Source organism: Anaerobiospirillum sp. NML120511 (assembly GCF_023050955.1).
GTDB lineage: Bacteria > Pseudomonadota > Gammaproteobacteria > Enterobacterales > Succinivibrionaceae > Anaerobiospirillum.
In genome coordinates this window covers 1-15,748 of the sequence record NZ_JALKIK010000018.1, presented here as the reverse complement: position 1 = coordinate 15,748, position 15,748 = coordinate 1, and the positions used below count along the sequence as shown (strand labels likewise).

The window sequence follows — 15,748 nt, the reverse complement described above, 5'->3', positions numbered from 1 at the left end:
ACAAAAGGGACCGCATTGCGGTCCCTTTTGTCTTTTTAAACAGCTCTGCGCATGGGAATAGCGCATCTTCAGGCTGCGCCCTGCGCGCGGTGTCTGGGGCGGTGAACCAGAGCACGTGCCCGTACTATGCTGCGCCGCGCTGATGTGTGCATTGCAGGCAACATTGAGCAGCTTCCTGAAAAAATGAGGCATAGCCTGCTGGCAATGCATGCTCATGGCTTGCATGGACAGGCACAAGACTCTAAAATTAGGCTGACTGATTTTCAGCCTCCTGATTTTTGTCAGGCCGGAGCCCCTTTTTTTACAGTGGCGGACTCCAATGTGCCCATATTAATGTCCTTAATGTTACTGACCTGCTCAGGTGCTGTGTACAGATACATTGCGTGCATTGGCATCCATGGCAGTGCTTTAGACCTCAGTGGTCAGAACATAACTGCATAACAGACCAGTGGTCTTGTGCAGTGCAGGATGGCATAACATGCCCTGTGGTCCTTATCTTTAAGACCGGACAGGACATGCCCGGCTGTAAGCCGGGCCTGCGAGGCTGAACCGGGGCCTGAAGTGACTGAGCCCTTACAAAGTATTGAAAACAGTGGTAGAAACACACTTGGTTTGAACAGAGCAAAGACCTGATCCTCAGGTACAGCACTGTCTGCGCCGCCTGCGGCTGCGTCAGCCCCGCTGCTGGCCAAGTTTTTACTGTGACAAAGCTGTTTTGAAGTTGCCTTGCCCTGCAGCTTTTGTGCAGGGCAGCTGGCAGTGCCTTCATGGCCCTGCGCAGCTGATACATCAGGCATCTGACCATGGGGTCCCCTGGTTTTCAATACGTGCTCAGCAGGACTGGTGGCCCCTGGATACACCTTAAGGTAGACAAAACATGGCTAAAAAATCCCGTGCTCAAAAAGTACAGGAAGAGCAGGAGCAGGCAGCAGCCGGCTCAGCCACCCCCCGCATGAGCAAGTACGCTCTCAAAAAGCAGGCTCAGCTCAACGGCACCTATATAGACAGGACCATACCTGACAGCTCTGAAAGCGCCAGTGAGGCCCCGAGTTCAGACACTGACAGCGCTGCAGGCGCCGGTGCCTCAGGTTCAAACAGCTCCGGATCGGCAAAAGCCGCATCTGCAGGTTCAGGTGCCCGCAAAAGCGCCTCAGGCAAGAGCTCATCAAGCTCAGGCCGCAAAGGCAGCACCTCAAAATCATCAGGTTCCCGCACATCATCACGCAGCTCCTCTGCCTCAGGCAGGGCCGGGCGCGCAGCCTCACATTCTGACGCCAAAGAGCGCGAGATTCTGCGCCTTAACCGTGCACGCAGCCGTGCAGTTCAGGCTGCCATTGAAGGCGCCTCCGGTATTGAGGACAGTCAGGAGCTCGAGCGCACCTATTCGCGCACCATAACCATCAGACGCAAGGGCCGCACTATTCAGGTGGTACGTCATACCCCTGAAAGCCAGATGCCTGTCAAGATTGTTCAGCAGCGCATAAAACGTGAAAAGCATGCCGAGGCCGTGCGAGAGGCCCGTGCTGAGGCTCTGGCACGCCTTGAAGCTGAGGGCAGGTCCTACACTCCTCCTGATCGCAAGAGCAACAAAATCCCTGACAAGATCGAGTTTAATCGCAAGAGCGTCTATACCTGTGGTATAGAAGTCAAGGATCGTGTGCCTGATCTTACCGATTACGATGAGCGTGTAGCTGCAACCATGCCGCACAACCGCCGTGATCAGTTTCTTTTTGCTCCTATCAAACGCGTCAACAGCCCTGTCAAAGGTACGGACATTGTGGCCCGCTTCCTCGACAGCTGGCAGCGCCGTATGGATCCTGAGGGTCTGCTCACAGGATTTTTCGATCGCGTCAAATACATCAGATCGCACGAGAACGGCATCAGCTGTGTGGGTCTGCCGGCCTTCCTCAAGTTCCTTGAGGGCATACCTAAGCGCCATATCGTCAACAGCTACTCTCTTGATTTCAAGCTCTTCATCAAGCGCCGAGAAATCACCGACTTTATCTCCTCGATGAAAGGACCGGCTCTGGAGTGGATGCAAAAGCGACATCCTCTTGAGTCAAGCTATGCCTTTGTCTACCTGGATACCTTCCCTGCCGGCGTCAAGCTGGGCAAGAAAAAGGTTATTTCCACTCAGACCCTGTATATCCTGGGTGTTACCCTGGATGGCCGCAAGGATCTGCTTGGTGTTGTGCCTGACATGACCTCACGCACAGTATCGCTGGGCTACTGGGAAAGAATTCTCGGTCACTTAAAGGAACTGGGCTGCAATGATATCTGCTATATCGTAGCCTCTTTCAAGTGCCGCTATCTGGAGCGAGCTGCCGCCGCCATTTATCCAGGCGCTACCTTGCACTTCAACCTCATGGAAGTGCTGCAGTTTGACTCCTACTCACTGCCAGAGGACATGCGTGCTGCCTTTATGAGTGAGGCTGCAGACTTATGCGATGCCCCTGATTTCAACACTGCCCGCACCATGCTCGAGCAGATGCGTCAGCGCTGGGAACAGCATATGTCTGACGGTCAGACCGTGCTGCAGGGTAATGTTGAGGCACTGCGTATCCACACTCTGCTGCCGCTTGAAGAGCGCCGCATCTTTACCACCAATAAGATGATAGCTACGGCAGCTGCTCTGATTATGGGCCCTAAGGTCAATGACTTCTTCTCTGACAATGAGGAGATGCTGATCTACATCTTCTACCGCTATCTGCTGATAGCCAAGCGTGAGTGGATTGAGCGTCAGGACCATGCGGTCAACAACCTGTCTTTCTCGCGCATTTTCTCTGCACTGCGCCATGCTCAGGAAAAGGGCTCAAAGCTGCTTGACCGTCTGCTGACCCGTCAGCATCAGGAATTCATGCGCCGCCACTTTGGAGTATTTGGCAGTGGTCCGGTATTCAACCTCAATCCTAACCGCAAGCGTATCTCGCTGGCAGGTCAGATCGAGGCCAATACCAATCTGCTCTCAGACCGCTGGTCAGAGCATGACAATGCCGGCCTGAACACAGCACCGCGAGCCCCTGAGCAGCTGAACCAGTCTGATGACAGCTCTGACAGCGCTGAAAACTCCGAGGCCCTGTCCTCAGCGACACAGGCTCCGGCAGCCGCAACTGCACCTGCAACCTCCACATCGTCAGCAGCATCTGCAGACGCCACAGGACCGGCATCGAATGCAGCTGACCGCAAGGGCGGCAGAAAGGCTGAAAACTCCGGTTCCAGCCGCCGCAAGCACACAGGATCGGCCAGTGTTTCAGGCGGTACTGAGCTCAAAGACAGCAATTCTCCTGAGCTTACTCTCAATGACAGCCTGACTTTAAGCTCAGCCGGACTTATCAATGGCGCTCCAGGTCCTGAGCCGGCTGCAGCACCGGTATGGGCCAATGCCCTGAGCGGCTCCATGGGAGCATCAGCTCAGGCTCTGAGTTCACAGGCCGACAGCTTTAACCTTGATGCGATCAGAACCTTTGAAAACAGGGGTTTTGCCACCTTTGGCACATCTGACATGCCATCTGGTTCACCTGTTCTGTCAGGTGACGCTCAGAGCTCGCTTACTCTTGCTGAGGCAGCTGCTGATTCCTTCATCAGTATCAGCGCCTTTAACAGCTACCAGCTGGGCACAGGCTTTTTCCATGACAGCCTGTTCAGCACAGGTGCGCAGTTAAACTACACCGGCACTGAGAGCCTTGCTGGTGCCCAGGGCAGTACTCAAGCCGACCCGGCTGATGCAGGCAGGGCTGATGCCAGCCATGCTGACACCAGTACCGGCAGTGACAGCACCGCAGGCGGTGCTGACGCAGCCGGTGCTGACGCATCCGACAGCTCAGATAACGGCCATGAGAGCCACAAGGCTGCAGTACCAACAAGACTGGCCCTGGCTCTTGCTCTTGAGTCACCATTCTTCAGACAGAGTCGTATCTTCGTTAACGGTCTTGAGTATGTTCAGACCAGAGCTGCTCTTGGTGATCAGGGCGCCGCCCGTCTGCTGCAGCGTCTTTCAGACGCCCGCAGCGACATCAACGGCATGGACAGTATTGACAGAACCTTTGGCTTCAGAAGCCTGAGCCCTGAAGAGGCCCTGCACGGCATTGCCCCTGAGAGCAAGAACTCTCAGGGCAAGCACAGCCGCCGCCAGCGCCACCATAACCATGGCCACGCCAGTGAAGCATCCAGCGCAACCTCCAGTGCAGCTCCGGCAGCTGCCGGCAATGCAGCAGCCAGCAGCGCTGCCGCCAGCAACGCTGCTGCACCATCAGTTTCAGTGCGCGACGACAGGTCAATGGCTGCAGTGCTGGGCAATGCTCCTTCGATAAGCCTTAACCTGCCTGGCCTGCCAGCATCGCCTCTGGCTGCTGAGTCTGCCCTGTCAGGCACAGCCTCAGCTGTCCTCAGCTCCACTGGAGTTGGGTCACCAGCAGAGCAGGATGCCAGTAAGAAAGCAGACAAGGCAGCCGCACCGTCCGGAGTTCAGGCCGCTGACAGCATTACTGCTCAGACCACTGACGGCAGTGGTGCTCAGGGCGATGCCAGTAAGCAAGCAGACAAGTCAGGCGCACCTTCCATCGCTCAGGCTGCTGACGGCAGCAGTGCTCATGGCAAGGACAAAAAGCACCGACACCATGGTGCAGCCTCTGCAACTGAGGAGAGCGTGAGCGATGCCTCATATGGCCGTCGCATCAAGTACGATGACCAGAGCCTGAAAAAGTATGGTCTTGGCTACAGCTCACTGAGTCAACGCCGCTATGCTGTTGACAGCGTGGCCGGTCTTGAGGGCTTTGACCAGATTGACCCTGCAGCCGAACTCAAAGCCATGCCTGCCCAGTCCTTTACTGAGGGATTGAGCTCGAATATTGGACGGGCCAACACTGTTATGGGCATGATTCGTCCGTCCATCACTCAGGCCCTGTTAAAAGACCGCCAGCACATGAAGGAGATGGAGCGCCAGAACATCTTTGACTGCCTTGGTAAGGACTTTGATTTCACCTGCCTCGACAATGTCATTCATCAGGTAACTCCTGTTTTCAAACAGACCCTGCAGAATGCTATCAAGTGGTCTGAAGCGCAGACAGCTGAGAAAAAGCGCACCGAGCGTGAACGCAGGAAAAAGCGTGCTCATGAGCGCTATCTCAAGCGTCAGGCACTCAAGGCCCAGGCCGCAGGCAGTACCGGCACAGCGCCGGCCGCTCAAGGTGAAGCTGGAACACCGGCAGCCGGAGTACCGGCAGCTGGAGTACCGGCAGCCGGGGCAATTGCCGGCCTGTCATCCCAAAGGATGACCGGTCCGCTGTCAGGAGGATCGGCTCCGGTACTGAGCGCCGATGGTTCAGCAGGCACCAGTGGCATGGACAACAGCCTGATCGAAGCTGTTGCCCGTGACAATGAGGCCGCACTTGCTGACAGCGCTCAGCTTGGTCAGGGCATTATCAGTGCCTCTGATGATGCTTCCCTTGAACTGACCCGCCCATCTGAGGTCAAGGTGACAGTGGTAGCCCCTGAGTTCCGCAGCGAGATTGCGCAGCGCATGGCCAAGATGCCAGGCGTGCATACTCAGAAGCCTGACACCAATATCACCATCAAGAACAAGGACTGACGCCACCTGCCAGCCATGCAGGCCCAGCCCGGCCCGGCCCCTTGCCATGCCTCATGCATGCCAAGGTCCTGGACCATGCCCGGCCGCACTGGCCCAGTCCCTGCTCAAAAGATATGGCGCCCTTTAAGGGCCAAAATGCCCGTGAGCCTGACAGGCCCACGGGCATTTTCTTTTTCAGTCCAGAGCACTCCAGTGCAGGAAAAAGCTGCACTCAGGCGCGCCTGCCGCTCACTGAGCACCGAGGCAGCTGCAGCGCACCGCATAACAATCTGCGCCATCTTTCTGATACAGCTCCGCATGACAATCCCCGCAATCAGACTGAGACTGCGTCCCATGACAATCCCCGCAATCAGACTGATACAGCATCCCATGACAATCCCCGCAATCAGACTGATACAGCGTCGCATGACACCCCCCGCAATAATGCTGGGACAGCGCCCATGATTGGCCCTGCAATGCAGCCCGGTAAGGCTTCGCATGGCCACGAATCAGGCTCGCTATAACCGCATTCAAGCACAGTCAATCTCTCTATGCGACCAGGTAACAGACATCTTGCACTCAATACTTCATTTCACTTTGTCATACCAGAATATAGATATATCTAGATTCAACATCTCACCCCTTACCTTTACAGTTACTTTGCCCTTTTACCATATAAAGTTCTGAGACAAAATCATGGGCATAATCCTGTTACTTATCGCTTCCAATGCCAGATTAGTTCTATATGATATATATCTATATGATTAAGTGATTGCATTTAAGCCATAAAATTGGCCGTATTATACGAAATGGCCTTAACTGGCCCCAAATAAGGACATAATTAAAAAAATTTTTATCAATTTTTTCCCTTATTTATCACTGTCACAGGTATATCTCATAAAACTAAGGCAATTGTCGCATGCCATGCGACCAATGGTCGCGCAATTAAATTTAAGATAAATGCATAATTCCAGGTTTTTTCGGAAGCGACAGGTGACCAATGACTATACTTTTTGTTGACAGTGCGTCACCAGGCATCCAGTCTGATGTCATAGCAGTTTTATGCGAACCGTTAGCATCACAGCCTTGCCCTGCCGTGTCTGAGAAAAAAGCAGACGGCATTGATCATAGTCCCAATTCATGTCATGTTCAGACTGGAACAGTAAGCTGTCTTACTGACATGCGCAGGATTTCAACGAGTTTCATACTGATGTATGCAAGTCCTGCCATGCAAGAGCCTTTTGCCACCACTGACCAGATGGCCGATATCTATCACTCCATATTCAAAAAGACGTTAGAACTTGGATGTCGATCAGTCACCGTGCCCATTATGGTCAGGGATAATGCATCTGACGAACAGGTCGATTCTGCTCTCACTACTGCAGTAAAATGCGCTGATGCCTTTCTTGAGTCCATCGAGGGAAAGGAGCACGCACTTGATATCATTATCAATCTTGATAACTGGCGACTGTCCCGTCGCCGCTTTGAAACAGCCGTACGTACCTGCAACCGCATCTCATCTTTCAATGAGGTGCACAGTGGCATGAACCTGTCCTTTGAGTCACTGGAAAAGCGCCTTGAAGACCTGTCTCCTACATTCTATGAAACCCTGCTCAATCTTGTTGAAGAAAAGGGCATGACTCAGGTTGAGTGCTATAAGAAAGCCAACCTGGACCGGCGCTTCTTCTCCCGCCTGAAAAACCGTGATTCCTACAATCCGACCCGTAACAAGGTTCTGGAAATTGCCGTAGCCATGAACCTGACCATGACTCAGACCCGCAAGCTCCTGAGATCTGCCGGATATGAGCTCACCAGCAACAGGGTGAGTGATGTCATCATTGCCTGGCACATATCCCATGGCATTTATGACCCTGAGATCATCAACTGTGCCCTGAACGAATCCGGCCAGCCTCTGCTCAACATCTAATCCCTCCTCCGCCCGGCTCACTGCAGCCGGCTTCTCCACGCAGTTGACTGCGCCCGCTGCAGTTCCCCTCATACGTTGCATTTAACCTCATACCTGCTGTGATTTGCGCCCACTGCAGTTGACTAAACCCTCTGTATTTACCCGCATCAGCAGCAGTCAGCCGTATGCCCTTTAAACTCATTTCTCCGCCGGGATCAGTCACTTCATGGCCCGATAATCTTCGCGCATCCCCGCCTCTGCGCCTTGCGGCATCCATCAGGTACTATGCAATCTGCTCTGCGCACTGATCTGCCTTTGGTCAGTGCTGTTATCCGTCATACTCCACCGTCTTGCTCTGTGCCAGTAAAGAAGAACAGCCAGTGGTTCACAGGCGCGCATTGAATGACCTTGCCCTTCGCCCATGGCAGCGCCCGACCCTTAACGGCTCCTGCTCCTTCAAACGACCTGACCCGCGATGTGGGTTATTACTGCCAGTCATCAGGGTTGCAGATAGCGACCATGCCTGGCACTCATTAGTGTCATGGTGATTAAAATAAAGCAGAGCATCCCATGTTCCTGCTTATCCTAAGGTCATGCTCCTGCGGAAAGACTCAAGTGCCGTCCAGAACTGTCTGTGCTCGTGCCTGGCTGTCGCGTGTCATGGTATGGCCGCCCCGTACCTGGTATGGCTGTCCCGTACCAGGTATGGCTGCAGGCAGCATATGTTGTTCTGATCGGTCGCTGAAGCTTACCGGCGCGTTTGAGAGGAGATTTGAATGAACTTACAACATCCATCTCTGGCACTGAAATCTGACTTCAATGAAGTGAAGATCAGGGCCGTATGCCCAGCTAATCTCCTGCTTCCATCATGGCCTTATGCCCTGTGCAAGAGCTTTGGACAAGGCCATAATGATATCCCGCCCGGCTCCCCTGAAAGCAGCACACCTGCCAATGCAGGCTCTGACACCGATGACATGGCCAAAACAGGTACAGCAGCTCAAAGGTCCTCCACAGCCAAAGCGTATGCCATGGCAGACGCAACACACTCGGATAAAGGTGAGAAACATGAAGATTATGGTGAGAGGCAAGCAGGTTCGGACTACAGGAAAACGAATTCAGGCCAACATTACACCAGTGAGCAGCCCGATCTTATCCCGTACTCCAGTATGAGCAGTGAAATATGGCTGGAGCTGATTGAGTGTCTGGAGCATGCCCCACGTACTGTTGGACCTGTGGATTATGGCTGCAGCGGTGTGCCCCGTAAACATAGTAATGACTACTCACCGGCAAGTCAGTACATAAGAGGTAAGAGGGACTCAGACTGGTCGCTAAACGAGCTGTCACAGGAAGTCAAATGCGAAGGGCACGCCTTTAGCCGCATGCTTTTTGAGCTGATGCAAAGCCGCAATATCACTCCGAGCAGCTGCTATCGCACTGCCGATGTTGATCGCAGATATTTCTCTCGCCTCAAAAGCGCCACAGCTCATCCCTCACGCACTGTTATTATTCGCTTTGCTCTGGCACTCAGACTCAACCTTGCACAGACCAGACAGCTGCTGGCCACCGAAGGCTATACACTCTCACGCAATATCCCCGAGGACAGAGCACTGTGTTACTTCATAAGGCGCGGTATCTGGTCCCGCTTTATCATCAATGAAGCACTGTTTGCCCTTGGACTTAACACTCTCTAAAACACAAAAGCACTCAAAAGCAAACAAAATACCTGCAGACAATATGTGCTCCGGGCAACTGCCTGCAGTCATGCATGCTCGCTGACAGGCATGCAGGCTGGCAGACATGCATGCATGCAGGTTGGCAGACATGCATGCAAATGTACTTTTGTACTGACTTACTCAAGTGTGCACCTGCCGGCATGCTGGCATGCTGATTGACCTTTGCACCGACCTGATCAAGTCTTCACCTGCAGGCTATCAGATCAGAGGAGGATTAAAGGCAGAACTCAAAATAAGAAAAAGGCCGCTCACTGCACAGGTGAACGGCCTTTTTCTTTATAAAACATTTTAGTGCACAGCAATCATAACCGGCCGGCACTGCTCTGGCCTGCATGAGAGATGATTACTTTTTTTCCTTTTTCCTGCTCTCATCTATTATAGCCAGCATCTTATCAAGGCTGATATTGTTTTTCTTCATTGCTTCATAAAGGATACGGCTGTCAATTTCAGCAACCTTCTCCTTCAGGGAGGCTACTTCGGCAGCCAGCTCATCGGCACGCTTACGGAAGCGCTCTTCCTTTTCCCTGAGCACTTGAATCTTATTGACAATAGACTCTCTGGTCAAAACTCGTGGCATGATAAATCCTGGATATTTCAGCAAACACTTTACAAAATATTTTACAGATAATCTTAAGTGCACTCAACGTGACCGGCAAGCCGCTGATGCCTGACAGGTCAGGCCTGACAGCACAAGCCCGCCTGTGCCCCATGGTCACCTCCGGCCACAACATCAGCTCCGGCCACAGCCCCACTAATGGCGAGCCTGCACAATTATGCAGACTCACCTTTCCACCACGGGCTGTGGTACTGAGCTCATCAAACCTACGGGACACGGGCCTTGCAAGCAGCTGTCTGCTATACGTACAGCGCACAACCACAGACCATCAGTTCGCAGGAAAATGTGGCTGTCGGCTGGTGCCCTCTTCATGTGCCTGAAGCATACAGCCCGGTACACTGACTGGGCAGCGCACCGGACGATACCCTTGCATCAACCATGGCTGCCGCCACAGGTATGGCTCTGAGGGCGGTTTATGGCCTTGAGGTGACGGCCATATGTCCTTAACTGCATTGTTCTGCTTTTTGCTGACTGTACATGAATGCACATATTAAATACATGTTCAGGGCATGATAACAAAAAGACAATATGCATACAATCAAGCTTATAAGGAAAAAATCACTGCTATCAGCCTTTAAGGTTAAGCCAGTAAAAACATAAAACGTGCAAAACAGCCACAATGACTTGCATTAAAAGCACGTCCCTATCGCATCTTGCCCCATATTGAAAGAAAAAATGCTGACTTTTAACACACTTTGATAATAATAAATAGTTCAAAAATAAGCCCCGACATCTTGCCTGCTACCTAAACAGTACTGCATTTTACAGTGCACCTGAAAAAACCTGTGTTGCCTCAATGGCGCTAATGGCCAATGAAAAATACTGTCAATAGCCTCAAGTTGGTACTACCTGCCTTAAATCATGGGGCAGAATATGGCTCTTCGCGCCAGGCCTGCTGGAGCTCAATCCGGGCAGCTGGCGCTCCCTGGCAGCTCTCCGGGCAAAAGGAAGATTACTGGACGGATACGGGCGGACGGGCTGACGGGCTGGCTGCCGATTCCAAATACTTAAGGTCAGTAAAGGAGTATGGATATGGCCAGTTCAGGACATGGCCACCATAACCATGGCACAGCGCCCCCTAATCCGTGCAGGCAGCATGCTTCATATAAGGTCGAAGGCCCACGCAACCACAGGTCTTCAGCCATGAGCATGGCCAACCTCAGATGTTATTTCAGAACATGAGCGCATTACAGTCATGAGTGCAGGGCTGTATGCTGCTGAACGGCATGAGGCCCAAAGGCGCAGTGTATTGGACATGGCCTGACTGACATGGTGTGGTGTGACAGGCAATGGCGTGGAAGTCAGCTCATGGTCCAGGTAGTCCGTACTCCATCACTGCAGATGAATATTTCCCATCGACAATAAAAGTGACAGTCATGAACACACAAACCGCAGTCAAGTGTGCGCAGTTACGCTTAATCTGGTCAGAATGACCGCTTTTTGATCTGAAAGTGCGATGTTTGCAACTTTCCTGAAGATGTTTTATTGAAAGTCCACATGGGCTGACGTAATATCTAATGGATCGATTTTTACCGATTGCTTTTATGGACCTGTAAGTCTGCCTGTCCGTTAATCACTGCATGTCATCCGAATTTATCCCTATGTCTGCACCCAACACTAATCACTCTCAGGCACGCTCAGCAGCATCGTCTGCGGCCGCCAGCAGATCTGCTGCTGACGGCGCCCGCGCTTATGAATGTATTGTTCTTGATGAGACCATGTGCATGCCTGAGGGCACTGCCTCGACAGTGGAGAGTACTTTAAGCCCGGTCAATGCTTTCAAGGGCTGCCTGAGCTCACGCATGGATGATGGCTCTTTTATCAGAGCAGATAATGCCGAGATGCTCAGCTGCATCATAAATGCAGCCGTGATGCTGCATCTGCCGATACTGCTCATCGGCCCCTGCGCTGGCAAGATCATCTCATCGTATGCCTGCAGCTCCGGTCATAAGAGCTACACAAGCCTGATACTGGGCACTGAGTACCATGCAGGTGAAGTTCACAGGGCACTGAGCGCCGACAACAAAATTATCAGGATTCAGAATCTGTTCTCGCCGGGCTACAGCGACAGCCTGCTGACCGCTGTGCAGGAGACAGACTGCACTGTCTTTATGGACTATCCCCTGATTGAAGACATTGTGACCATGCCGCGCAGCCTGTTCAGCTTTGTCCTGCCGGTAATCACCGATCTCTTTATCAACGACCCGCTGGCCCGTACCAACAGCTACCAGTGTCAGGAAGGTGCCGACATCCGTCGTACCAGCCTGAACGTGGAACGTATTGAAGTAGGAGATGTGCTCAGTGACCTGAGCCTGAGCAACAGCGCTCTGTCTGCTCTTTCCAGTCTGGTAAGCACGGCAGCGGCCCTTTATCTCAGGGAATGCTCCCAGGTAATTGACCAGAAAACAGCCAGCCTCAATATCTTTCTGGCCGGCGCTCTCATACCTCTGGCCATATGCTGTGAGCGCCGCGACATGCTGGCTCCCTGCCTTGATGATACCCGCGTAGCCGGCAACATCAGAATTATGCTCGAACGACTGTGTTCTTATGGCTCCTGGCCCTTTGCCCATGCCGTTGCCAGCCGTGCCGACGCGGCTGCAGCCGCAGCTTCAGACGCAGCTGCCACACAGCAAGCAGCAGCGTACACGGCAGATCAATACAGTGCCGATACTGATTCACCAGACTCCAGCTGGTACGGAGCCGGCACGCCACCAGAAAGCATTACTTCACCTGAGGCCATGACCACATCTGCTGCCAGTGCCGGGGGTACCGGCTCAGCCCAATCACATACCTCCACAGCAACGCCATCAGGAGCCGGCGATTACACTGCCACCAATTATGACAGTGCCTCCGATGGGGACGATCGGGAGGCCCGGGCAGAAAAGCATGACGGCATCAGGCGGGTGCGCGGCCTTGCGGGGCTGCTTAAAAACCGCAGAAAATAAAGACCCAACAGCAGCCGACAGCGCAACTGACATCCAGCAGCTCGACTGACAGCCTGCGGCACAACTGAAAGTCGTCAGTTCAGCTTACAGCTGACAGTAAATTCCGGGCTGATATCAGGCTTAAGATTCAATACAGCTCAACGGCATACCTGATCTGCCTTAAGGGTGCCGCAGCATTTCAGACAACATCACAGGATTTCACCCATGCTCACCAGGGTACATATCTGGGACAACGAAAATGGCTACGTGCCCATTACGGCTCAGCAGGCCATGGAGCGCTATAACAGCCGCATCAGCAGCTGCAGCGGACTGCTCAGATGCTCAATCTGCGGCGAGGCTGTTACTCTGACCGTTGAGGGCAAGAAAAGAAGTCATTTCCGTCATGCTCCTGTACATGGCATGACCCCTGAGGCCGTGGAGCAGCTCTGTGAAGAGCGCAGCCGCCGTCAGGACTGTGCTGCCTCCACCTCCAATGGCATCCCGCCTCATACCCTGCCTGTGAAAATCAATCTGCGCAGCTTTGGCTTCACCTTCAGTGCCGGTTTCAATACCTTCGGCCTGCTTGAGGATCTCAGATCCCATGGCTGCGACCTCAATGACAGCTCCATTACCATTACGCCATCTGGTGAGGGCATCAACTACAGCGACAGATATGTCTTCAACCTCAGCCGCCTGAGCGACAACTGTCTTACCTGGCTTCCGGTAAGCCCTCTGCCTTTTCAAAGATGCGCTCTTACCTACAGAAATGTGCACAGTCAGCTGCGCTCCCTGTGGCCTGACCGTATTGACGGCATAGTGGACAGCGACACCGTCTTTGACTATGACAGCGGCCGCCGCATCCCTCAGGGCGCCCGTGTTTCATGGAAAAGGAAATTCATTCTTCTGTCAAACACCAGGTACCCGGAGTACATTGGCAGCCTGACCCTTAAGCCAGTCATCTTTGACCCACACCATGGTAGCTCTGATCAAATAACAGGCAAGTGGTTTGTCTATGAGATGACTGTCCAGAAGCTGGACAGTCAAGCAGGCAAATTATTCAGAAATCTTGGCCTGTGGCTGGTACAGAGCACCTCCGACGTCGAGCAGGTATGGCCGCCGCACCTGAGCATTGGCGATATCTCGGTCAACCCGTCCCGTGAGCTCTTTTTTTACAATCCTGAAAACGATTCAGTAAAGGTGATCCCTGACGGCAATCACATTGAGCAGACCGTATGCCGCAGCGGCACTCTGGTCCGTGTCAACATGATGCACCGCGCCCAGCTGTACATGGTGGGAACTTCAGGCCTCTATGGCTATCGTTTTATCAGACAGGAAAAGCAGCTGGAGCGCTCGGGCAGCCTGCCGGGACTTACCTTCCTCAACAGGTCAGCCCAGCTTGTCACTGAGACCTGTCAGAACCTGCTCGAAGGTACAGTAAATCAGCTGCGCTTTACCGCCCCTGTCAAAGGTCATGTGACCATATCAGAAGGCCGCCGCATCAGGAAAATCATCAAGTTTGACTCCCAAAGCGCGGTCATCATCCATGAAGACAGCATGCGCTCTGGTTGGACCCTTGAGTTTTACCTGGGCTGTGACCTGGTCCAGACCATCAACATTCTCCACAGGGAGCTCCCAAAAAACCAGCAGCTTCCCGTCCAGGACAGCCCTGACACCGCAGACACTGATGAGCAGCCTCAGACTCAGCATGACGGACTTACAGACCCGGCTGCTGCAGCTGCAGCCGCATCACAGCATCCAGAGCAGCTGTTATCAGACTGGACTGTCCTTGACAGCAAGCTGCTCTTAGAGCTGCAGGCGGCAGCAGCCTCTTATCCGGCGCCAGTACGACCTGGGCTTTTGTCAAGACGCAGCCATTCACAGCTGCGCAGCAGCCAGGCCAACAAAACCGGCCGCCGCCTGAGCCGCCAGCTGACTCATGCCCCGCAAAGCCGCGCCTGGCTTGAAAAGTTCATGGCCTCATCCGAGCTGACCTGGCCCATGATCCGGCTCATCAACAGCACCCTGCTCAGGCATCGCCCGTAACCCCGGCCGGCCATGCCGGCCCTGCGGCCCTGCCAGAACAGCCGGCCTGCAGCACAGCACCGCCTCCAGGCCGCACGCCGGCATCCGGCCTGAGCTCTCAGCTGAGCTCTGGCCTCATCCCTTACCATCGTCATTACAACCAGGCCCAAACCATCCCGTGCCACTCACTGCATAAGCCAGTCATGCCTTATGCCTGACACGCATCGTACTTATGACCAGCAGCGTGCATCGACATCCAAAGCCTGATGTAAATCGCCCATAGCAACACAACAAGGAGCCCCCAATGGAGCAATTTCTTGCAGTCTGTGATTCTGAACATGTGAACAAGGTTTGCGAAAAGCTTAAATTGTATGGTGCAGAAAATTTCAGGTTTGTTCCATCAGGCGTTGAATTTATTACGGTAAATACTCATCCTATACCTGGAAATGGAAAAATTGAACTTGGTGATAACTCCTGTGCTTATTTATATTTATTTCTTAATGAAATCAGCATCGAATCTTACGAAACAATTGAAGATGCGTTTAAACAAGACACATTTTTTCGTCATTTCTTTATTGCTTTAGCTGACCAATATAACAATGTGTGTAGATCAGCCTGCGTCCGTATAGTATGTGAAGAACGTTCTCAGTCATGGTGCGATAGCACTGCCAGTACCATAGCCAATGCATTGATCGCCATTTTTGATGAAGATGGATTTCGAGGTTATAAGTACACACAGAATGAAGATACAGCCCCTCCAGTATTCAGGCTCCATATCGAAGATAACAACATGTAGACCGACAATTTGATTAATCTTAGAAAAGATCAATCGATAAAACTATTTATTTAAATGTATGTTAAAAACTTGGAGGGATAAAATAGTGTAGTTTTTTGAGGAGGGATTCTAAGCCCGCTGTACACATGGTATCAGTGGCCAAAGAATATCGATGAGATGCCGTTTTTGTAATGAGAGTTGCCCAT

7 protein-coding genes are annotated in these 15,748 nt (G+C 52.8%); 6 read left to right on the top strand and 1 reads right to left on the bottom strand.

Annotated features, from left to right (window positions below; all coding sequences use genetic code 11):
• Positions 1-877 precede the first annotated feature (877 nt).
• The 3 genes from MXE39_RS06510 (at position 878) to MXE39_RS06500 (ending at position 9,163) form a co-directional block, all read left to right on the top strand.
• Positions 878-5,587, top strand: coding sequence for a transposase (locus tag MXE39_RS06510; RefSeq protein WP_246977796.1), 4,710 nt, complete (start codon positions 878-880; stop codon positions 5,585-5,587).
• 1,309 nt (positions 5,588-6,896) lie between these two features.
• Positions 6,897-7,493: a hypothetical protein gene (locus MXE39_RS06505; RefSeq protein ID WP_247073883.1), complete on the top strand. Its 597-nt coding sequence runs from the start codon at positions 6,897-6,899 to the stop codon at positions 7,491-7,493.
• Positions 7,494-8,638: 1,145 nt separating this feature from the next.
• Positions 8,639-9,163, top strand: coding sequence for a hypothetical protein (locus MXE39_RS06500; RefSeq protein WP_247073881.1), 525 nt, complete (start codon positions 8,639-8,641; stop codon positions 9,161-9,163).
• A 385-nt stretch (positions 9,164-9,548) separates the two neighbouring features.
• On the opposite strand, the gene MXE39_RS06495 is transcribed toward MXE39_RS06500, so the two are convergent.
• A complete protein-coding gene (locus MXE39_RS06495) occupies positions 9,549-9,782 on the bottom strand; it encodes a hypothetical protein (protein ID WP_246977793.1) in 234 nt (77 codons plus the stop codon).
• 1,640 nt (positions 9,783-11,422) lie between these two features.
• Here MXE39_RS06495 and MXE39_RS06490 point away from each other — a divergent pair.
• The 3 genes from MXE39_RS06490 (at position 11,423) to MXE39_RS06480 (ending at position 15,563) form a co-directional block, all read left to right on the top strand.
• Positions 11,423-12,766 carry a hypothetical protein gene (locus MXE39_RS06490; RefSeq protein ID WP_246977792.1) on the top strand — a complete coding sequence of 448 codons (1,344 nt, stop codon included), beginning with the start codon at positions 11,423-11,425 and terminating at the stop codon, positions 12,764-12,766.
• 204 nt (positions 12,767-12,970) lie between these two features.
• Positions 12,971-14,788 (top strand): hypothetical protein, encoded by a 1,818-nt coding sequence (locus MXE39_RS06485; protein WP_246977791.1) that lies wholly within the window; start codon positions 12,971-12,973, stop codon positions 14,786-14,788.
• A 283-nt stretch (positions 14,789-15,071) separates the two neighbouring features.
• Positions 15,072-15,563, top strand: coding sequence for a hypothetical protein (locus MXE39_RS06480; protein ID WP_246977790.1), 492 nt, complete (start codon positions 15,072-15,074; stop codon positions 15,561-15,563).
• Positions 15,564-15,748: the final 185 nt, after the last annotated feature.

What these genes read in the sequence shown, in the direction of transcription:
- MXE39_RS06505 (WP_247073883.1), top strand. Translation starts at nt 6,897, where the DNA reads ATGGTCAGGGATAATGCATCTGACGAACAGGTCGATTCTGCTCTCACT.
- MXE39_RS06490 (WP_246977792.1), top strand. Translation starts at nt 11,423, where the DNA reads ATGTCTGCACCCAACACTAATCACTCTCAGGCACGCTCAGCAGCATCG.
- MXE39_RS06500 (WP_247073881.1), top strand. Translation starts at nt 8,639, where the DNA reads ATGAGCAGTGAAATATGGCTGGAGCTGATTGAGTGTCTGGAGCATGCC.
- MXE39_RS06495 (WP_246977793.1), bottom strand. Translation starts at nt 9,782, where the DNA reads ATGCCACGAGTTTTGACCAGAGAGTCTATTGTCAATAAGATTCAAGTG.
- MXE39_RS06510 (WP_246977796.1), top strand. Translation starts at nt 878, where the DNA reads ATGGCTAAAAAATCCCGTGCTCAAAAAGTACAGGAAGAGCAGGAGCAG.
- MXE39_RS06480 (WP_246977790.1), top strand. Translation starts at nt 15,072, where the DNA reads ATGGAGCAATTTCTTGCAGTCTGTGATTCTGAACATGTGAACAAGGTT.
- MXE39_RS06485 (WP_246977791.1), top strand. Translation starts at nt 12,971, where the DNA reads ATGCTCACCAGGGTACATATCTGGGACAACGAAAATGGCTACGTGCCC.